This window comes from Curtobacterium sp. MCBD17_003 (genome assembly GCF_003234885.2).
Lineage (GTDB): Bacteria > Actinomycetota > Actinomycetes > Actinomycetales > Microbacteriaceae > Curtobacterium.
Genome location: NZ_CP126275.1, coordinates 3,271,346 through 3,291,045, shown reverse-complemented (window position 1 = coordinate 3,291,045; position 19,700 = coordinate 3,271,346). Strand labels below are relative to the sequence as shown.

General features: G+C 71.9%; 19 protein-coding genes. 16 read left to right on the top strand and 3 right to left on the bottom strand.

Annotation, left to right across the window (positions count from 1 at the left end):
- Positions 1-211 precede the first annotated feature (211 nt).
- The 7 genes from DEI88_RS15645 to DEI88_RS15615 all read left to right on the top strand — a co-directional run bounded on the left by DEI88_RS15645 (position 212) and on the right by DEI88_RS15615 (position 9,659).
- Positions 212-2,173: a glycoside hydrolase family 127 protein gene (locus DEI88_RS15645; RefSeq protein WP_111049809.1), complete on the top strand. Its 1,962-nt coding sequence runs from the start codon at positions 212-214 to the stop codon at positions 2,171-2,173.
- A 3-nt stretch (positions 2,174-2,176) separates the two neighbouring features.
- The gene (locus DEI88_RS15640) at positions 2,177-3,484 is read left to right on the top strand and encodes an ABC transporter substrate-binding protein (RefSeq protein WP_111011487.1); all 1,308 of its coding nucleotides are present in this window, start codon (positions 2,177-2,179) and stop codon (positions 3,482-3,484) included.
- Positions 3,485-3,585: 101 nt separating this feature from the next.
- Complete coding sequence (locus tag DEI88_RS15635) at positions 3,586-4,527, top strand: carbohydrate ABC transporter permease (RefSeq protein ID WP_111037397.1); 942 nt, start codon at positions 3,586-3,588, stop codon at positions 4,525-4,527.
- A gap of 12 nt (positions 4,528-4,539) precedes the next feature.
- Positions 4,540-5,493, top strand: a complete 954-nt coding sequence (locus DEI88_RS15630) for a carbohydrate ABC transporter permease (protein WP_111011489.1) — start codon at positions 4,540-4,542, stop codon at positions 5,491-5,493.
- A 135-nt stretch (positions 5,494-5,628) separates the two neighbouring features.
- Positions 5,629-7,845, top strand: a complete 2,217-nt coding sequence (locus DEI88_RS15625; RefSeq protein WP_111071921.1) for an NADP-dependent isocitrate dehydrogenase — start codon at positions 5,629-5,631, stop codon at positions 7,843-7,845.
- Between the two features lie 34 nt (positions 7,846-7,879).
- Positions 7,880-8,512 (top strand): UdgX family uracil-DNA binding protein, encoded by a 633-nt coding sequence (locus tag DEI88_RS15620; RefSeq protein WP_111071920.1) that lies wholly within the window; start codon positions 7,880-7,882, stop codon positions 8,510-8,512.
- A 28-nt stretch (positions 8,513-8,540) separates the two neighbouring features.
- Positions 8,541-9,659, top strand: a complete 1,119-nt coding sequence (locus DEI88_RS15615) for an NAD(P)/FAD-dependent oxidoreductase (protein ID WP_111071919.1) — start codon at positions 8,541-8,543, stop codon at positions 9,657-9,659.
- A gap of 121 nt (positions 9,660-9,780) precedes the next feature.
- Here DEI88_RS15615 and DEI88_RS15610 read toward each other — a convergent pair whose 3' ends face one another.
- A complete protein-coding gene (locus DEI88_RS15610; RefSeq protein WP_111014208.1) occupies positions 9,781-10,212 on the bottom strand; it encodes a hypothetical protein in 432 nt (143 codons plus the stop codon).
- A gap of 115 nt (positions 10,213-10,327) precedes the next feature.
- Between DEI88_RS15610 and DEI88_RS15605 the strand changes: the two genes are divergently transcribed.
- The 5 genes from DEI88_RS15605 to DEI88_RS15585 all read left to right on the top strand — a co-directional run bounded on the left by DEI88_RS15605 (position 10,328) and on the right by DEI88_RS15585 (position 14,715).
- Positions 10,328-11,197: an aminoglycoside phosphotransferase family protein gene (locus tag DEI88_RS15605; protein WP_111071917.1), complete on the top strand. Its 870-nt coding sequence runs from the start codon at positions 10,328-10,330 to the stop codon at positions 11,195-11,197.
- Positions 11,198-11,342: 145 nt separating this feature from the next.
- The gene (locus DEI88_RS15600; RefSeq protein WP_111027749.1) at positions 11,343-11,966 is read left to right on the top strand and encodes a DUF6197 family protein; all 624 of its coding nucleotides are present in this window, start codon (positions 11,343-11,345) and stop codon (positions 11,964-11,966) included.
- 92 nt (positions 11,967-12,058) lie between these two features.
- Positions 12,059-12,754 carry an ABC transporter ATP-binding protein gene (locus tag DEI88_RS15595; RefSeq protein ID WP_111014205.1) on the top strand — a complete coding sequence of 232 codons (696 nt, stop codon included), beginning with the start codon at positions 12,059-12,061 and terminating at the stop codon, positions 12,752-12,754.
- Positions 12,751-14,028: an ABC transporter permease gene (locus tag DEI88_RS15590; protein ID WP_111011497.1), complete on the top strand. Its 1,278-nt coding sequence runs from the start codon at positions 12,751-12,753 to the stop codon at positions 14,026-14,028. Before DEI88_RS15595 ends, DEI88_RS15590 begins: the two co-directional genes overlap by 4 nt.
- Before the next feature lie 132 nt (positions 14,029-14,160).
- Positions 14,161-14,715: a hypothetical protein gene (locus tag DEI88_RS15585; RefSeq protein ID WP_146242934.1), complete on the top strand. Its 555-nt coding sequence runs from the start codon at positions 14,161-14,163 to the stop codon at positions 14,713-14,715.
- 90 nt (positions 14,716-14,805) lie between these two features.
- Here the strand turns inward: DEI88_RS15585 and DEI88_RS15580 are convergent, their stop codons facing one another.
- The gene (locus DEI88_RS15580; protein WP_111011499.1) at positions 14,806-15,048 is read right to left on the bottom strand and encodes a DUF6458 family protein; all 243 of its coding nucleotides are present in this window, start codon (positions 15,046-15,048) and stop codon (positions 14,806-14,808) included.
- A gap of 210 nt (positions 15,049-15,258) precedes the next feature.
- Here DEI88_RS15580 and DEI88_RS15575 point away from each other — a divergent pair, with 210 nt between their 5' ends.
- The 4 genes from DEI88_RS15575 to DEI88_RS15560 are packed head-to-tail and all read left to right on the top strand — an operon-like array spanning position 15,259 to position 18,758.
- A complete protein-coding gene (locus DEI88_RS15575) occupies positions 15,259-16,734 on the top strand; it encodes a phytoene desaturase family protein (RefSeq protein ID WP_258368776.1) in 1,476 nt (491 codons plus the stop codon).
- A 13-nt stretch (positions 16,735-16,747) separates the two neighbouring features.
- A complete protein-coding gene (locus DEI88_RS15570; RefSeq protein WP_111011501.1) occupies positions 16,748-17,212 on the top strand; it encodes an SRPBCC family protein in 465 nt (154 codons plus the stop codon).
- 53 nt (positions 17,213-17,265) lie between these two features.
- Entirely contained in the window at positions 17,266-18,051 is a 786-nt protein-coding gene (locus DEI88_RS15565) for a helix-turn-helix transcriptional regulator (RefSeq protein ID WP_181435445.1), read from the top strand.
- A complete protein-coding gene (locus tag DEI88_RS15560; protein ID WP_111071916.1) occupies positions 18,048-18,758 on the top strand; it encodes a GAF and ANTAR domain-containing protein in 711 nt (236 codons plus the stop codon). The genes DEI88_RS15565 and DEI88_RS15560 overlap by 4 nt, the downstream gene beginning before the upstream one ends.
- A gap of 90 nt (positions 18,759-18,848) precedes the next feature.
- Here DEI88_RS15560 and DEI88_RS15555 read toward each other — a convergent pair whose 3' ends face one another.
- The gene (locus DEI88_RS15555; protein WP_111071915.1) at positions 18,849-19,667 is read right to left on the bottom strand and encodes a shikimate 5-dehydrogenase; all 819 of its coding nucleotides are present in this window, start codon (positions 19,665-19,667) and stop codon (positions 18,849-18,851) included.
- Positions 19,668-19,700 lie beyond the last annotated feature (33 nt).

Sequence of the window (19,700 nt, the reverse complement as noted above, 5' to 3'; positions counted from 1 at the left end):
AGCGCTCGGCCCCGACCGGATCCTCGTCATCATAGAACCCTCACGGAAACAGGCTTGCGCAGCGCGGCACAACGGTCCTACTGTGACCGCAGAAACCGTTTTCTGGTTTTGCCGAGGCACGATCGCCGCGGTGACACCGGGAAGTTGCCCGGGGCAGCGTCGCCCTCCACGTCGGCGTCGCCTGTCCCTCCACATCGGGGAGTCACGCACCATGACCGCAACCGCACCGTCCGCCGTCGGCACCGCCGGCCAGCCGCGGACCGCCGAACCCGTCCGCCCCTCCGGGGACGCCCGGGTCGCGCTCCGCCCCCTCGCGCCCGACGCGGCGCGGATCACCGGGGGCTTCTGGGCCCTCCGCCAGGACCGCAACGGACGCGACGCGATCCGCTCCGGGTACGAGCAGCTCGAGACCGCCGGGAACTTCCGCAACCTCCGCATCGCCGCCGGCGTCGAGGAGGGCGAGGCCGTCGGACCGATCTTCATGGACTCCGACGTCTACAAGTGGCTCGAGGCCGTCGCCTGGGAGTACGGCCGGCAGCCCGCCGACGACCTCCTCGAGCTCCAGCGGCAGGTGACCGACCTGGTCGCCCGCGCGCAGGCGGAGGACGGCTACATCGACTCGGTCCAGCAGGTCCGGTACCACGACCAGGGTCGCTACCACGACCTCCCGTGGAGCCACGAGATGTACTGCGCGGGCCACCTGTTCCAGGCCGCCGTGGCGCAGTCGCGGGCGACCGGTGACACCGCCCTGCTCGACGTCGCGATCAAGCTCGCCGACCACCTCGTCCGCACGTTCGGCGAGGACAAGCGCCACGACGTCGACGGCCACCCGGTCGTCGAGATGGGCCTCGTCGAGCTCTACCGCGAGACGGGCCGCCGTGAGTACCTCGACCTGGCCCACTACTTCGTCGACGCCCGCGGCCACGGCCTCATCGAGCGCTACGGCAAGGAGCCGACGTACTTCTCGGACCGGGTGCCGGTGCGCGAGGCCGAGACGGTCGAGGGCCACGCGGTCCGCGCCGTGTACCTGGCGTCGGGTGCCGTCGACGTCGCGATCGAGACCGGTGACACCGAGCTCATCGAGGCGAGCGAGCGGCAGTTCGCCTCGATGATGGCGACGAAGGCGTACATCACGGGCGGCCTCGGGTCCCGCTGGGACATGGAGGCGTTCGGCGACCCGTACGAGCTCCCCACCGACCGCGGGTACTCCGAGACCTGCGCGGCCATCGGCGGTGTCCAGTGGGCGTGGCGGCTGCTGCTCGCGACCGGCAAGCCCGTGTACGCGGACGCCATCGAGCGCCTCCTGTACAACGCGTTCATCGCCGGGGTCTCGCTCGCCGGGACCGAGTACTTCTACGTCAACCCGCTCCAGCTCCGCGACCGGGCACACCAGGACGAGAACCGGTCCCCGGCGCACGGCCGCCGCGGCTGGTTCGACTGCGCGTGCTGCCCGCCGAACATCATGCGGACGTTCGCGAGCCTGGACGGCTACGTCGCCACCCAGAGCGGTGAGGGCCTCCAGCTGCACCAGTACGCCACGGGCGACTACGCGGGGGAGCGCGGTGCCGTCCACGTCGAGACCACCTCCCCGTGGGACGGCACGGTGACCGTCACGGTGACCGAGAGCACGGGCGAGTGGTCCCTCGACCTGCGCGTGCCGGACTGGTCCGACGCGACGACGGTCACGGTCGGCGGCGAAGCGGTCGAGGGCGTGCAGGCCGGTCAGCCGGTCCGCGTCACCCGGGAGTTCGCGGTCGGCGACGAGGTCACGGTCACGTTCGACATGTCCGTGCACCTCTACGAGGCCGACGCCCGCATCGACGCGAGCCGCGGGCAGGTCGCGATCGAGCGCGGTCCGCTCGTGTTCGCGGTCGAGCAGGCCGACCAGGACGGGTTCCGCGTGGACGACGTGCTCGTCGACGTCGATGCCGCGATCGACGCCGAGTACCGCGCCGACCTCCTCGACGGCATCACCGTCCTGCACCTGCAGGGGCAGGCCCCGGCCGAGCACGCCGAAGCCGCGTGGCCGTACCGGCGGATCGGTGGAGGCGCGACGACCGTGGCGGAGCCGGCCCCGGCCCTCCAAGCCGTCACCATCACCGCGATCCCGTACTACGCCTGGGCCAACCGCGGCGTCGACGCGATGCGCGTCTGGCTCCCCCAGGCCCGGTGACCCATGGACCGCAGGACGTTCCTGGCGGGGTCGGTGCTCGGCGGCGCGGCGTTCGCGCTCGCCGGGTGCTCCGGATCACTCCCCGCGATCAGCTCCTCGGACGCCGGCTTCGGCGGCAAGGCGACCGGCACCGTGCAGGTGTGGTGCCGTGCCGCCACCCAGGCCGGGCTCACGGCCACGGTCGCCGACTTCAACCGTGACCACCCGGACCTCCACGTCGACCTGACGCCCGTCCCCGACGCGCAGTACGTCACGAAGCTCGCCACCGCCATCCGTGGTGGCGAGCCGCCGGACGTGGTCGACGTGGACGACATCAACTCGATGCTGTTCATCTTCCGCGACGCGTTCGCCGACCTCACCTCGGCGGTCAAGGGGCTCGACTACTTCGACCAGCTCTCGACCGGGCACCTGCACCTGCTCGAGCGCGGCGGCAGGTACTACGGCCTGCCGTACCTGGCGGACAACTCGATGCTGTACCTCAACACCGAGCTGTTCGACCGGGCCGGCCTCGACCCGACCGAGAGCACGAAGGACTTCGACGGGCTCCTCGACGCGGCGAAGAAGATCCGGGCACTCGGTGACGACGTCTACGGGTGGTCGATCGCCGGGAACTCCCCGGGCATCCTCGGCTTCGTCGTCCAGCCGCACATCTGGGCGACGGGCACCGACATGATGCTCGGCGCGGTCGGCAAGCAGCACGGCCACATCACCGGGAACGACGGGCTCGAACAGACGCTCGAGTTCTACCGTCAGCTGTGGAAGGACGGCCTCATGTCCCGCAACGCGTTCTCGGACGCGGGCACGACCTGGGGTGCGGACTTCCGCGCGGGGACCGTGGGCATCATGCCGACGAACTACGGCAGCACCTGGAACGCCTCGACGAAGAGCATGCAGAAGAAGATGGCGACCGCGCTCATCCCCGGGCCGACCGGTGGCCGCGCGTTCTTCGACGGCGGTGACAACATGTGCATCCCGAACGGTGCGTCGAACCCGAACGGCGGGTGGGCGTTCATGCAGTACGCCAACTCGCTCAAGCCGCAGCAGAACCTGCCCACCGGCGGGTACTTCCCCACCCGGGGGGACGCGGCGACCGCCGAGTACCGGCGGAAGTTCCCGCTCGCCTCGCGCCCGCTCGACAACCTCGACAAGGGCTACGCGCCGCAGACCCTGGCGTACAACCTGCTCGTGAACCAGCCCTCGGCACCGTTCTTCACGATGTTCCGCACCGCGGTGTTCGGCGCCGGGGTGCAGCAGGCACTGCGGGCCGCGGCGCCCGAGTACGACCGGATCCTCGACCAGGCCCAGGCCTGACCCCGCACGCAGACACCATCCGTGACCGCCGAGCGGTCGACCCAGGACCGTACAGCGGTCGTCCGACCGCGCCGCGGTCACCAGCACAGAGAGGTGCAACGATGTCGTCACTGACAGGGACCCGACGGGTCCCGGTGTCGCAGCGGACGGAGCGACGGAGTCCCCGTCCCCGGAACTCGCTCACCCATCCACCGGCCGCCGGGCTCGCGCTCGTCACGCCCGCGATGCTGTTCGTCGGCGTGTTCGTGCTCGTCCCGCTCGTCTTCGCGGTCTACATCTCGTTGACGAACTGGCCGCTCATCGGCGCCTACCGGTTCATCGGGCTCGAGAACTACGCCAACCTGTTCCAGGACCCGGCGTTCGTCCACGCGATCGGCTACACGCTGCTGTACACCGCGATCGTGACGGTGCCGATCCTGGCGCTCGGGTACTTCCTCGCGGTGCTCATCCGGGCGCGGCGCAAGGGGTCCACCGTGCTCCGGACGATCTTCTTCCTGCCGTACGTCGTGGGCCTGACCACCCTGAGCTTCATGCTCGTCCTCGAGGCGCAGCCGAACTCGGGCGCCGTCAACCTGGTCCTCAAGGCGCTCCACGTCACCGACGGGACGACCGCCTGGCTCGTCAACGCGCCGCTCGCCACGTTGCTCATCTGCGTGCTCGTCGTCTGGGCCGTGTCCGGGCTGACGATGGTGCTCATCATGTCGGCCATGCAGGGCATCCCCGACGAGGTCTACGAGTCGGCCGCCCTCGAGGGGGCGTCCTGGTGGCAGCAGGAGCGGCTCATCACCATGCCGATGATCCGGTCCACGCTCGCGCTCAGCGTCATCATCTCGGTGATCGGCTCGCTGCTCGCGTTCAACCAGTTCTTCATCCTGACCCAGGGCGGGCCGGGCACCGCGACGACCACGATCGTCAACTACATCTACGACCGCGGGTTCGTGAACCTCCAGCTCGGCGCGGCGACCGCGGAGTCCATCGCGCTCGTCGTCGTGACGGGTGCGGTGACCGCATTCCAGTTCTGGGCGCTCCGCGAGCGCGACTGAGGAGACGACGACATGAGCACGACGAGCACCAGCCGAGCCGCGGGCCTCGCCCTCGCACCCGAGATCGCCCCGGACGTCGTCCCCGGACGCCGCGGCGGTCGACACCACCAGGGGAGCGTCGCCCACCCCCGCGACACCCGGGTGAAGCGCACGCTGTACGTCATCGCCGGGGTCGGGTCCGCCCTGGTCTTCGGGGTCCCCCTGCTGTGGGCGATCCTCCGGGCGTTCCAACCGGAGACGGTGATCACGGCCCCGCCGACGTGGTCGACCTTCTTCCACCTCGAGATGGCGAACTTCCGGACGATCCTCGGGCCGGGGTCGCACCTGCTCCAGGGCCTCGTGAACTCGCTCGTCGTCGCGATCTCGGCGTCGGTCCTGACGGCCGTGATCGCGACCCTCGCCGGCTACGGCTTCGCGCGGTTCCGGTTCCCCGGCGCCAAGTGGGTGTTCGGCCTCATCCTGCTGACGATGATGGTGCCGTTCCAGGCGATCCTCACCCCGCTGTACCTCGAGCTCAACGCCATGAAGCTCACGAACTCGCTGTTCGGGCTCGTGCTCTTCTACGTCACGGTGAACCTGCCGTTCGGCGTGTTCGTGATGCGCAACGCGTTCGAGGCGATCCCCACCGAGCTCGAGGACTCGGCGTTCGTCGACGGCGCCTCCCGGACCCGGCTCATCCTGTCGGTGCTCCGGCCGCTCCTCATGCCCGGCGCGGCGACCGCGGCGCTGTACACGTTCCTCGTCTCGTGGACCGAGTTCCTCGGTGCACTGACGTTCCTGACCAAGGACTCGCTGTACACGCTGCCGGTCGCGCTGCTCAACCTGCAGACCGGGGCGTACGGACAGGTCGACTACGGCTCGCTCGCCGCGGGTGCCGTCGTCGCGATGATCCCCTGCATCGCCCTGTACATCGGGCTGCAGCGGTTCTACGTCGCCGGCCTGTCGTCGGGCGCGATCAAGGGGTGACGCCCCGGCCGGGAGGCACCGCTCCGGTCGCCGACGTCGGTGACCGGTGGCGTGCCTCCCGGCCGCCGGACCGGGGGTACCTTGATGTCGAGACACCGCGACAGGGCGGGCACGAACGAGGGAGTCGACGCCGGCATGGCCCAGATCATCTACACGCTGACCGACGAGTCCCCGCGGATGGCGACGGCGTCGCTGCTGCCCGTCGTCCAGGCGTTCGCCGGGGTCGCGGGCATCGACGTCACGACCCGCGACATCTCCCTCGCCGGACGCATCCTCGCCCAGTTCCCGGAGCGTCTCACCGCCGAGCAGCGGGTGCCCGACGCGCTCGCCGAGCTCGGGGCCCTGGCCGACCGCCCCGAGGCGAACATCGTCAAGCTGCCGAACATCTCGGCGTCCGTCCCACAGCTCAAGGCCGCGATCCGCGAGCTCCGCGAGCAGGGCCACGACCTGCCGGAGTACCCGGACGCACCGACGACCGACGAGGAGCGCGACGTCCGCGCCCGGTACGACAAGGTCAAGGGCAGTGCCGTGAACCCCGTGCTGCGCCAGGGGAACTCCGACCGCCGGGCACCCGCGTCCGTCAAGCAGTACGCCCGCAACCACCCGCACAGCATGGGAGCCTGGAGCCCCGAGTCCGCCACCGAGGTCGCGACGATGTCCAGCGGGGACTTCCGGTCGAACGAGCAGAGCGTCGTCGTGCCCGCGGCCGACAGCCTCCGCATCGTGTTCACCGGGGACGACGGCTCCGAGCAGGTCCTGCGGGACGCCGTGCGCGTCACCCCGGGCGAGGTCGTCGACGCCACGGTCATGCACGTCGCGGACCTCCGGGCGTTCCTCGCCGACCAGGTGGCCCGAGCGCAGGAGGCAGGGGTCCTGTTCTCCGTGCACCTCAAGGCGACCATGATGAAGGTCTCGGACCCCATCGTCTTCGGCGAGGTCGTCCGGGTGTTCTTCGCCGACGTGTTCGACCGGTACGGCGACGCGCTCGCGGCCGCGGGCCTCCGCGCCGACGACGGCCTGGCGGCGCTGTTCGCCGGGCTCGAGCAGCTGTCGGACGGCGCGGAGATCCGCGCCGCGTTCGACGCCGCGCTCGCCGCGGGGCCGGCGCTCGCCATGGTCGACAGCGCCAAGGGCGTCACGAACCTGCACGTGCCGAGCGACGTCATCGTCGACGCCTCGATGCCTGCGATGATCCGTGCGTCGGGCCACATGTGGGGTCCGGACGGCGAGCCCCACGACACCCTCGCGGTGATCCCCGACTCGAGCTACGCGGGTGTCTACGCGGCGACCATCGAGGACTGCAAGACGAACGGCGCGCTCGACCCCGCGATCATGGGGTCGGTGCCGAACGTCGGGCTCATGGCGATGGCGGCCGAGGAGTACGGGTCCCACGACAAGACGTTCCGGATCCCGACCCACGGTGTCGTGCGGGTCCTCGACGGCTCGGGCGCGACGCTGCTCGAACACCCGGTCGGGGCCGGGGACATCTGGCGGGCCTGCCAGACGAAGGACGCCGCGATCCGTGACTGGGTCGGTCTCGCCGTCACCCGCGCGCGAGCGACCGGCACCCCGGCGGTCTTCTGGCTCGACGACACCCGCGCGCACGACCGCGTCCTCATCGACCTCGTCCACCGGTACCTCGCCGACCACGACACCGAGGGGCTGCGGATCGAGGTGATGTCCCCGGTCGACGCCACCCGGTTCTCGCTCGAGCGCATCCGCCGCGGCGAGGACACGATCTCGGTCACCGGCAACGTGCTCCGCGACTACCTGACGGACCTGTTCCCGATCCTCGAGGTCGGCACCTCCGCCAAGATGCTGTCGGTCGTGCCCCTGCTCGCGGGTGGTGGCCTGTTCGAGACGGGTGCCGGCGGCTCCGCCCCCAAGCTCCTGCAGCAGCTCCTGACCGAGGGGTTCCTGAGCTGGGACAGCCTCGGCGAGTTCCTGGCGCTCGCGGTCGCCTTCGAGCAGTTCGCAGCCGTCGCCCAGGAGCCCCGCGCGCAGGTCCTCGCGGACACGCTCGACCGCGCCACCGGCCGGTTCCTCGAGGAGAACCGATCGCCCGGACAGGTCGTGGGCGAGCTCGACACCCGGGGCAGCCACTTCTACCTCGCGGCGTACTGGGCGGACGAGCTCGCGCGGCAGACCGACGATCCCGCCCTCGCCGAGGCGTTCACCGCCCTCGCCGCGACCCTCCGGGACCAGGAGTCCGTGATCGTGGCGGAGCTCGCCGCGGTGCAGGGCCGACCGTCGGACCTCGGCGGGTACTACCGGCCCGACCCGGACGCCGCCGCCGCGGTCATGCGCCCGTCGGCGACGTTCACCGCCGCCGTCGACGCGCTCGTCGGCTGACCGACACGCTGCGCGGCGGGTGCAGGCTCGGACCATGACCGACGTCGAACGTCCCGGCGCCCAGGAGTGGGTGCCCGAGCACCCCGACCTGACCGCGCTCCGTGCGGCCGCCCCCGCATGCCACGGATGTGAGCTCCATCGGGAGGGCACACAGGTGGTGTTCTCCGCAGGGAGTGCGGAAGCCCGGATCATGCTGGTCGGGGAGCAGCCCGGCGACCAGGAGGACCGCGCGGGGGAACCGTTCGTCGGGCCGGCCGGGCGCTTGCTCGCGAGTGCGGTCGAGCGCGCCGGGATCGACCGGAGCACCGTGTACGTCACGAACGCGGTGAAGCACTTCCACCACGAGCAGCGGGGGAAGCGCCGGATCCACCAGAAGCCGTCGGTGGCGCACGTCGTCGCGTGTCACCCGTGGCTCGAGGCCGAACTCGCCGTGGTGCGCCCCGAGGTCGTCGTCGCACTCGGGGCGACCGCTGCGCGATCCGTGCTCGGCCGCAGCGTGACCATCGGACGCGAGCGCGGACGCCTCCAGGAACTCGACGACGGCTCGCGCCTCCTCGTGACCACCCATCCGTCGGCCCTGCTCCGCATGCCCGACGAGGACGCCCGCCACGCTGCGTTCGACGAGCTCGTCGCCGACCTCCGGACCGCTGCAGGGGCGCTGCGGTGAGCGCGCCGTCGCTCCCCGGGATGCCGTGATGCGTGCCACGTCCGTGGTCGTGGTCGGCGGCGGGGTGCTCGGCGCCTCGACGGCCGCGCACCTCGTCCGCCTCGGCGCCGCCGTCACGCTCGTCACGGAGGCCGGTCCCGCGTCCGGCGCGTCCGGTCGCTCCCTGTCCTGGCTCAACTCGGCGGGAGCGCGGAGCGACGCGTACCACCGGCTGCGCACGATCGGGATCGACCGCTACCGCACCGTCCAGCAGCGGCTGGACCGCCACGACGTCGTGCGGTTCGACGGCGGCCTGACCTGGGCCGCTCCCGGAGAGTCGTACCGGGAGCGTCACGAGCACGAGCTCCGCATCGGTTACGACTCCGTGTGGATGTCGCGCGAGGACGTCGCCCGGCACGTGCCCGGAGTTGATCCGGCGGCCGTGCATCCGGAAGGCGCCGTCCTCAACCCCGGCGAGGGGTGGGTCGACCTCGCGCTCCTCGTCGACCACCTGCTCGCCGAGGTCGTGGCCGCGGGCGGAACGGTGCGCACCGGAGCCGGACGGAGCCTCCCGACCGTCCGCGACGGCCGGGTGACCGGCGTCACCACGGCGAGTGGAGAGCACCTCCCGACCGACGCCGTCGTGCTCGCGACCGGTCCCTCCGTGCCGCGGGACCTCGCCACGCTCGGCGTCACCATGCCCGACCAGACCCCGATCGCACTCCTCGTCCGGAGCGAACCCGTCGCGACGCCGCTCCGCGTGGTGCTCAACACACCCCGGGTCGCGGTGCGCCCGGCACCCGGCGGCTCCCTCGTGTTCGACGCCGGCTGGAGTGAGCGCGAGGTCCGCGTGCTCGATGACGGCCGGTACGACGTGCGGGACTCGACCGTCGCGGGGTTGGTGGCCGAGGCGCGCGCCGTCCTGGCCGGGCATCCCGTGCTCACCGTCGCTGGCGTCGGGGTGGGCCCCAAGCCGATCCCTGCCGACGGCGACCCGGTGGCTGGTGCCGTCGACGGCATCACGGGCCTGCACGTGCTCTTCACCCACAGCGGCGCCACGCTCGGCCTCGTGCTCGGTGAACTCACCGCCTGGGAGGTCGTGCACGACGCCGCGCATCCGTTGCTCGCGGACTTCCGCCCCTCGCGGTTCGTGACCGCTGGGGGATGACGGGCGTCGGTGCCGTGGGTGTCATCGGTGGCGGTGGCGGTGGCGGTGGCGGTGGCGGTGGCGGTGGCGGTGGCGGCGAGGCCCGCGTGGCCGCCGGCGACGAGTTCTGCGTGGCCGCGGGTCAGCGGCGCGGGCGGGGCGTCCCCAGCAGCGCCGTGAGGAGCAGCCACACGAGCAGGCCCGCGCCCGTGAGCACCGCGCCGAGGGCCACGAGCGTCCAGTAGCCGCTGAGCACCGTCTGCGGCTGCGTGATCGCCGACGGCCACCAGTCGCTCAGACCCGCGATCTGCGCGGGGAACGGGTCGAGGCCGAACAGCGCCAGACCGGCGAGCAGCAGCAGCACGCCGACCAGGGCGACGGCACCCCGTCGGTACGTCCGGAAGCCCCGGATCGTGGCGGCGACCACCCCGAGGATCCCGACGACGGCGAGCCCGAACGCGATCTGCGGGACGGGCGTCACGGCGAGGGTGAACCATGCGACGACGGCGTACGGCACGACGAGCAGCCCGCCCGCACGCGCCCACTGCTTCGGACGGCGCCATTCCTCGTACACCCGGGGCACCGTAGCGGGCGTGCCAGGACGGTCGCTGGGACCGTGCCCGCAGGGTGCTGCCGGTGCTGCCGGTGCTCCCGATGCCCGGGAACCGGAGCGCGGCTAGCATCGTCCGGTGCACGTGCCAGACGCCGAGATCGACGTCGACGAGGCACTGGTGCGACGACTCCTGCTCGACCAGCACCCCGATCTCGCCGGCCTGCCGCTGCGACCCCTCGCCGAGGGTTGGGACAACGTCGTGCTGCGGCTCGGCGACGAGCTGCTCGTCCGGGTGCCGCGGCGCGAGGCCGCCGCGCACCTCGTCGAGCACGAGCAGCGGTGGCTCCCCGGCATCGCCGCGCGCGTCCGACACGTCGTCGCCGTGCCCGAGCCCGTGCGCATCGGTCGGCCGTCCGCGGTGTTCCCCTGGTCGTGGACGGTCACCCGGTGGGTCGCCGGTCGCCCGGCTGGAGCATCGACGGACCTCCCCCGCGACGCACCGGAGACGCTCGCCGCGTTCCTCCGAGCCCTGCACGTCACCGCGCCGGAGGACGCGCTGCACAACCCAGTGCGCGGTGGCCCGCTCAACGGACGCACGACGGCGGTGGCGCGACGACTGCGGTCGGGACGCATCCCGCGCACCGCCGACCTGGAGCGCTCGTGGACGCAGGTCGCCGCCGCCCCCGCCTGGCAGGGGCCGGCGCTCTGGCTCCACGGCGATCTGCACCCGTTCAACATCGTGGTCGACGACCATGCGCTCGTCGCGGTGGTGGACTTCGGTGACCTGACCGCAGGGGATCCGGCCACCGACCTCGCGACGGCATGGCTCACGTTCGGCCGGGAGGCCCGGCAGCGATTCCGCGCTGCCCTCGCGCCCGACGACGACACGTGGACGCGCGCCCGCGGGTGGGCGATGTCGATCGCGACCGCGCTCGCCGCCTCGCCCGACGGCTCGGACCAACGGGCCGCAGGGCTCCGTGCGCTCGAGGCCGTGCTCGACGACTGACGCCGTGCCGGACCCTCGCGAGCCCGGGCCGGACCGACCCGGAGCCGTGCCGGAGCACCGCGGGAAACGGGGGTATCGCCCTCCGAGGAGAACGGGACTACCGTGACCCCACACCGTTCCGTGCCACCGATCCGGAGGGACCGTCATGACCCTCGAGTTCCGCGTCCAGCACGACGTCGACAGCGACGCCTCTCCTGTCCGGGAGACCACCACGCCCCGCCGCTCGGGACTCTTCGGTTGGGTCGATCGACACCACGAACGGCGTGCGGCCGCCCGGGGCCGTCGCGTGGCCGCCCAGCTCGCGGAACTCGCGTCGCTCGAGCACCTGTTGTCCGACGCTCGTGACGTCGTGGACCACGGCTGGATCCAGCATGCGTGGTTCGCGTACCTGGACGACCGGGGCCGCACGCGCAAGGCGTCGAGCGCCGCGGCGCTCGACGTCGCCGGTCGACCGCTCGTCGGGGCGTGCCTCGTGGGCGCGGTCGTGTACGCCGCCGGCGGGCCGCACGCCGTCCACTCGCAGCCGGTCCAACGTGCGCTCGACCTCGTCTGGCACGCGCTCGCCGTCGAGGAGGGCGCCCCCGTCATGTGGTGCCCCGCCCCCGACGTCCGGATGGGCCGCGTCCGCGACCTGACGAGCTGGAACGACGCGCCGTCACGCACTGCCACCGATGTCGCCTCCTTGCTGTTGACCGCCGAGCGGGTCGCCGTCCATGAGTCCGATCGGATCGTGGCACGGGCCGCAGCGCGCGAGGCGGTCCCGGCCTGACGCTGGGGAGGACAGCGCGCGTCCACATGCCGTTGACATCGCACCCAGCAGGTTCGCACCAGGGCCGGGCAGGGCGCCGCTAGCGTTGCGGCATGCCCACTCCCGTGCTCGAGGCCCGCGGCCTCACCCGCACCTACGGCCGCGGTGACGCCCGCTTCGACGCGCTCAAGGGGGTGTCGCTCGCGGTGGACCGGGGTGAGAGCCTCGCGATCGTCGGCAAGAGCGGCTCCGGCAAGTCGACCCTCATGCACCTGCTCGCCCTGCTCGACCGGCCGACGAGCGGTCAGGTGCTCCTCGACGGTCAGGACGCGGCGCGCCTGTCCGCGCGCCAGGTGAACCGGACGCGCAACGACACCTTCGGGTTCGTGTTCCAGCAGTTCTTCCTGACACCCCGGACGAGCGTCCTCGACAACGTCGTGCTGCCGCTGACGATCGCCGGGGTGTCGTCGCGCGATCGCCGCCGCCGCGGGATGGAGGCGCTCGACGCGCTGGGTCTCGCCGACAAGGCACGGAACGACGCCAACGACCTGTCGGGCGGGCAGAAGCAGCGGGTCGTCATCGCCCGCGCGCTGGTCAACGAACCCGCGGTGATCTTCGCGGACGAGCCCACGGGCAACCTCGACACCACGACCGGTGAGCTCGTCGAGGCCATGCTGTTCGGACTGCAGCGGGAACGGGGGATCACGCTCGTCGTCGTCACCCACGACCCCGAACTCGCCGCGCGGTGCGATCGCAGCGTGAACGTCCGCGACGGTCTGATCGTCGACACCACGGAGGCCGCCGCGTGAACCTCGTCGACCTCCTGCGCACCGCGATCGGGAACACGTTCCGGTCCAAGCTCCGCACCACCCTCACGGTGATCGCGATCTTCATCGGCGCGTTCACGATCACCCTGACCTCGGCGATCGGCACGGGGGTGTCGTCCTACATCGACACGCAGGTCGCATCGATCGGCACCACCGACTCGCTCACCGTCACCAAGGCCGCGACGACGTCGAGCTCGGACGACGGGCCGGCCAAGTACGACCCGTCCGAGTCGGGACAGACCTCGCAGCGCGGCCCGGCGTCCGTGTCGTACCTCAGCCCGACGGACATCAGCGCGATCCGGCGGACCACGGGCATCGCGTCGGTGCAGCCGGCCGTGGCGCTGTCACCGAAGTGGCTCGAGTACGGCGACCACGGCAAGTACGTCGTCGGCATCGCCGGCGACGCGGACGCGATCCACGCCGACCTCGCCGCAGGACGCCAGCTGTCGTCGACGTCGTCCGAGCGTCAGCTCCTGCTCCCGACGAACGACCTCAAGGCCCTCGGCCTGGGGAGCGCGCGCAACGCGGTCGGCACGACCGTCACGATCGGCATCGACGACTACCTCGGGCAGGAGCACCAGGTCCGGGCGACGGTCGTCGGTGTGCAGAACGAGTCGCTCTTCGGCGGTGGTGCGGGTGCGAACGCGGCGTTGACCGAGGCGCTCCGCACCGCCCAGGAGACCGCGAAGCCGACCGCGGTCTCGACGGGCTACGCCTCCGCCACGGCGACGGTGGCGTCGGGCGCCGATGTCGCGAAGGTCAAGTCCCGCCTGTCGGCGGCGGGCTACACGGGACAGACCATCGCCGACCAGCTCGGGCAGTTCGAGACGGTCATCAACGGCATCGTCGGCGTCCTCAACGCCTTCGCCGTGATCGCGCTCATCGCCGCCGGGTTCGGGATCATCAACACGCTGCTCATGAGCGTGCAGGAGCGCACCCGCGAGATCGGCCTCATGAAGGCCATGGGCATGGGTGGCGGTCGGGTGTACACGCTGTTCAGCCTCGAGGCCGTGTTCATCGGGTTCCTCGGCAGCGCGATCGGCGCGGGGGTCGCGATCCTGCTCGGCACCGGGATCTCGAACCTCCTGGCCCGCACGGTGCTCAAGGACCTCCCCGGCCTGCACCTGTTGCAGTTCGCGCCCGGCTCGGTCGCGACGATCATCATCGTCGTGATGCTCATCGCGTTCCTCGCGGGCACGTTGCCGGCCCGTCGGGCTGCTCGGCAGAATCCCATCGAGGCCCTGCGATACGAGTGACGAGCAGCCGCGGTCGAGCGCCCTCCCGACCGCGGCTCGGTATCGTCGAGGACGGTCGCTCCGCGCGGGCGACTACGACGGGGCGGGAGGACGATGGTGGCGGTCTTCGGGAAGCGACCGAAGCACGAGGACGTGCGTGAACGGCCGGTCGACCCCGACGAGCTGCGCCGGTCGGTCGACGAGGGCATGCTCATCGCCCGGTCCGCGATCGTCATCGCCGTCGCGAACCGCATCATCCTCAGCGCACTGCAGCAACACGAGTCGTTCGACGCCCGCGTGGTCGCCGAGGCCGCGCGCGAGGAACTCCGTCGGTTCGCCGCGGAGCAGCGCGAGGACGCCGAGCGGATGCGCGAGATCCGAGCGGTCGCGCAGAACGCGCGGGGGCGGTCCCGCCACCAACACGACTACAAGCGCGGGGACGACCTGAAACTCCGCACACGCGAGGCGACCTACACCGAGCTGGCGGAGCGGCTCGAGGCGAGCAGCGAGGATCCGTCCTTCGTGGACGCCATCGTCATCGCCGCGCGGCAGCGGGCCTGGGACGACATCGGTTCGACCGTCGTCGGGCGGCTCGGATGGGCGGCGGGTCCTGCTGACGACTACGAGGTCGGGCTCGAGGACCGCCTGCAGGAGCTCGCGGCGGACATCGATGCACTCCGGCCCGGACACCCGCCCGCGTCGGACTGACCGGGCCCGGGCCGATCCGGCGACGCGGTTGGACCGATCCGGTGGCGCGGTTCGACGGCGGACCGCTGCCGCGCTTCCGGTGCCCCGGCGTCAGGCGCGGTAGTCGTCCCGGCGCTCGATGCGGTTGCCGTCGGCGTCGTAGCCGGTGCGGGTCGTCGAGGTCGAGCTCGATCCGCGCAGGCCGACGACCAGACTGATCACGAGCAGGATCACGCCGGCCACCATGAGGATGTAACCGATCATGCTCAGGTTGAACCAGGCGACCTGCACGTTGACGGCGAACGCGAGGATCGCGCCGATCACGAGCAGTGCGATGGCGGTGCCGATGCGCATGGGGTGCTCTGCCTTCCTCGAGGGGCGCCGACGGTTCCGGCCGGCTCCCGGGACGCTACACCGATGGCTCCCGTGCCGCCCGCGACCGGCAGGGCCGGCCGACCAGCCGTCGAGTCGACACAGGTCGAGTCGACGCAGTTCGACCTGTGGAGGGGGACGCCATCCACGACGTCGCCTCGCTGTGGGCGCGCGACGAGCCGGACCCGTAGCGTGGGGGTCCAGACGAAGGGAGCGCTCGTGGTCGATGCGGTCGTGGTCGGTGCCGGACCGAACGGGCTGGCCGCAGCCGTGACCCTCGCGCGCGCCGGACTCGCCGTCACCGTGTACGAGCGGAACGACACGATCGGCGGGGGTGCGCGGACCAAGGAGCTCACCGAGCCGGGGTTCCTCCACGACGTCTGCTCGGCCGTGCACCCGATGGCGCTCCAGTCCGAGTTCTTCCGTCGATTCGGCATGGAGGACCGGATCGAGCTCCGCCTGCCCGAGGTCCAGTTCGGACATCCCCTCGACGCCGGTCGTGCCGGGCTCGCGTACCGGGACATCGACCGGACGGCTGACGGACTCGGGATCGACGGCCGCGCGTACCGCGACCTCATGGGTCCGCTCGCGCGTCACGCCGACGAGGTCTCCGACTTCGCGACCAACGCGCTGCTGCACGTGCCGCGCCACCCGGTGACGGTCCTGCGCTTCGGGCTGCGTGCCCTCGAGCAGGGCACTGCACTGTGGAACCGCCGGTTCCAGGACATCGTGGCGCCCGCGATGATCACCGGCGTCGCCTCGCACTCGATCCAGCGGATGCCGTCGCTCGCCACGGCCGCGGCCGCGTTGTCGCTCGGTGTCTACGCGCACGCCAGGGGGTGGCCGGTACCGATCGGGGGGAGCCAGGCGATCGTGGACGCGCTGGCGGCCGACCTCGTCGCGCATGGCGGGACGATCGAGGTCGACACCGAGGTCCAGCGCATCGAGGACCTCCCCGACGCCCGCGCGGTGCTGTTCGACACGAGCGCGCAGGGCATGCGTCGGATCGCCGGGTCGCGCCTCCCGTCCTCCTACCAGCGAGCGCTGCGGCGCTTCCGGTTCGGCAACGCGGCCGCCAAGGTCGACTTCGCACTGTCCGACCCCGTGCCGTGGACGAACCCCGGCCTCCGGAAGGCGGGCACCGTCCACATCGGCGGAACCCGCGCCGAGATCGCCGCCGCCGAGCGCGCGGTGTCCCAAGGCCGCCGCCACGACCACCCGTACGTGCTCGGGTCGGAACCGACGGTGGTCGACCCGAGTCGCGCGCCCGAGGGCAAGCACGTGTTCTGGGCCTACGCGCACGTGCCGGCGGGTTCCCAGCACGACGAGACCGAGGCCATCATCCGGCAGATCGAGCGCTTCGCCCCGGGGTTCCGGGACACGATCATCGCCAGCTCCAGCCGGACGGCGGTCGAGATGGAGCAGTACAACCCGAACTACGTCGGCGGCGACATCGCCGCGGGTGCGGCCACCTTCGGGCAACTCGTCCGGCGCCCCACGCTGTCGCCCGATCCCTGGCGCACACCGGCCGACGGCGTGTACCTGTGTTCCGAGTCCGCCGCTCCCGGTCCCGGCGTCCACGGCATGGCCGGCTGGCACGCCGCACGGAGCGCCCTGCGGCACACGTTCCACCTGTCCGAGGACGTCGATCTGTCCCCTCGGCCCTGAGAAGGAGGTCCCCATGGCCCGCAACGTCCGAGTCTTCGAATGCCCGCCGGAGGCCGTGTTCGACGTGTTCCGCGACGGCTGGTTGTTCCCCGTCTGGGTGGTGGGGGCCTCCCGGATGCGTGCGCTCGACCGCAGCTGGCCGGCGGAGGGTGCCCGGATCCACCACTCGTTCGGCTCCTGGCCGTTCCTCATCGACGACACGACGTCCATGCTCGAGTGGGATCCGCCGTACCGCATGCGCATCCAGGCGCGCGGTTGGCCGCTCGGGGAGGCCCAGGTCGAATTGACCGTCGAACCGCACCGCCGCGGGTGCAAGGTGACGATCCGCGAGAACCCGAGCAAGGGTCCCGGCACCCTCGTACCGGGCTTCGTGATGCAGCCGATGCTGTTCCTCCGGAACATCGAGACCCTGCGTCGGCTCGGTCTCGTGGCGGTCGGCCGATGGGCGCTTCGGACCGGCGCTGAGCCCGGGGCCTGAGTGCGGCGGCCAACCCGAGTGTCCGCACCGGACGCACGCAATACGGTTGCACGATGGGGTCGAACAGCGAGGATCTCGGATCGGGATCCGGTTCGGTCGTGCTGTCGCGCCCGGTCCGTGCAGCGATCCGGTTCATCCGCGAGAACGCGCGCTCGCACATCCGCCTGCAGGACATCGCCGCAGCGTCGGTCCTGACCCCGCGCGGCCTGCAGGCAGCGTTCCAGCGCGAGGTCGACGTGTCGCCGATGGAGTACCTGCGCAGCGTCCGGCTCGAGGGCGTGCACCGTGACCTCCGGAACGCCGAGCCGGGTCAGCGGTTGACCGTCGCCGAGGTCGCCCGGCGCTGGCGGTTCAGCAACGTGGGCCGCATGGCGACCGCGTACCGCTCGGTGTACGGCATCGCGCCGAGCACGACGCTCCGCTTCCTGTCCGGCGAGGACATGGACGGCCGTACCGCTCCCGTGGACGTGGCCGGTGTCGCGCGTGAGGACCGACCCCATTTCCGTCTCGTGCTCGACTGCGAGGTCGAGATCGACGACGCCGACGTGATGCGCGCCAGCATCGACGAACAGGTCGACCAGGGCCAGCGCGCATGGCCGGGCTACCGGCCCTCGGGCGGCGTCGACGACCTGGTCGCGTTCGTGCTCGGCCGTGCGCTCCGCCGAGCGGCCTCCGACGTCGAGGGCATCACGTTACGTTCCGTGAACCCCATGGTCCGTGTTCCCGACCCGCAGGGTGACTACCCGTCGGCGGAGCTCCCCTCGTGGGCCGGCGCGGCTCCCGACGAGCACCTCGACGGCGACCACGAGGCGAGCGACCCGCTGGAGGAGACCGCATGAGTGGCGAGTTCGAGCGAACCCTCAGCGCACTCCGGTCCGGGCGTGTACGGGACGCGGACCTCAGCGTCCCGTTCGTGCGGCTGCTCCCCGTCCGAGGGTGCTCCGTCTCGTCGTTCGGGGTCCCGTTCGGCAACGAGACCATCTCGGCGTCGGACATCACGGCGTCCCGGATCGACGAGATCCAGTTCGACCTGCACGAGGGCCCCTGCTGGGAGGCGATCCGGCGTGCGCAGCCGGTCCTCGAGGACGACATCCGACACCGCGCCTCGCGGTCGTGGCCAGCGTTCACCGAAGCAGTCCGGCACGAGGCCGTCGGCGCGCTGTTCGCGTTCCCCGTCATGTTCGGACCGCTCCGACTCGGTGCGGTGGACCTGTACGCGCCGGAGCCGACCCCCCTCGAGCCGGAGCAGGTCGAGCAGGCGAGCCTGCTCTCCACCGCGGTGGGCCGGCGGATCCTCCAGCGGTCCATCGCGTCGATCGGCGTCGGCGGGGCGGTGCTCGACCGCGCGCCGTCCTCGCGCCGGATGGTCCACCAGGCGACGGGCGTCGTGCTGGCGCAGCTCGACATCACCGCGGAGGACGCCTACCTGCTCCTCCAGGGGCACGCCTTCGCGCGACGCCGACCGACGCGCGAGATCGCCGAGGACGTCCTCAGCGGGAAACTCCGCTTCGAGCGCCGCGGCGGACTCATCGAGCAGTCGGAGTGAACGCGGATCAGCGCCGGGGCGTGGCGGACTCCGCGCGGCACCGCGCGGTGGCGTCGCCCCGCGTCCGCTGGGACGGGCCTCCGCCGGCGGTCACTCCGCGCGGCTGAAGGCCGACGCGCGCGCCACCTGGTCCGCGGTCACGGCGACGCCCGTGTACCGCTCGAACTGCCGGGCGGCCTGGAGCGCGATCACCTCGGCGCCCGTGATGAGGTGCCTCCCGGCGACACGGGCGGCGGTGACGAGTGGTGTCTCCGCCGGGAAGGCCACGACGTCGACCACCGTGTGCGCGTCGGCGATGCGCTCCTCGGGGAACGCGAGCTCGCCGGCGGCGTCGCCGTGCATGCCGATCGGCGTGACGTTCACGAGGACGTCGGCGTGTCCGGCCCCGGCGCCGTCGGCGAGCCATCGGTAGCCGTACCGCTCCGCCAGTGCGGTGCCCGTGTCCCGGTTCCGTGCCACGACGGTGAGGTCGTCGAACCCCCTGCCGCGGAACGCCGCGACGACCGCCTTCGCCATCCCACCGGACCCGCGGAGCAGGACCGAGGAGCGGGGGTCCACGCCGTGGTCGGCGAGCAGGGCGGCGACCGCCTCGTGGTCGGTGTTCGACGCCGTCAGCACGCCGTCGTCGTTGACGACGGTGTTGACGGAGTCGATCGCGGCCGCGGACGGTTCGAGCGTGTCGACGAGCGGGATGATCGCCTCCTTGTACGGCATGGACACCGAGCACCCGCGGATGCCGAGCGCGCGGATGCCGCGGACCGCGCCCTCGAGATCGGTCGTCGTGAACGCCTTGTACACGAAGTCGAGGCCGAGCTCGTCGTAGAGGAAGTTGTGGAAGCGGGTCCCGATGTTGCTCGGGCGACCGGCGAGCGACATGCACACCTGCATGTCCTTGTGGAGGATCGGCATGGCCCCAGCATGCCCGGCGCGGAACGAGGGCGC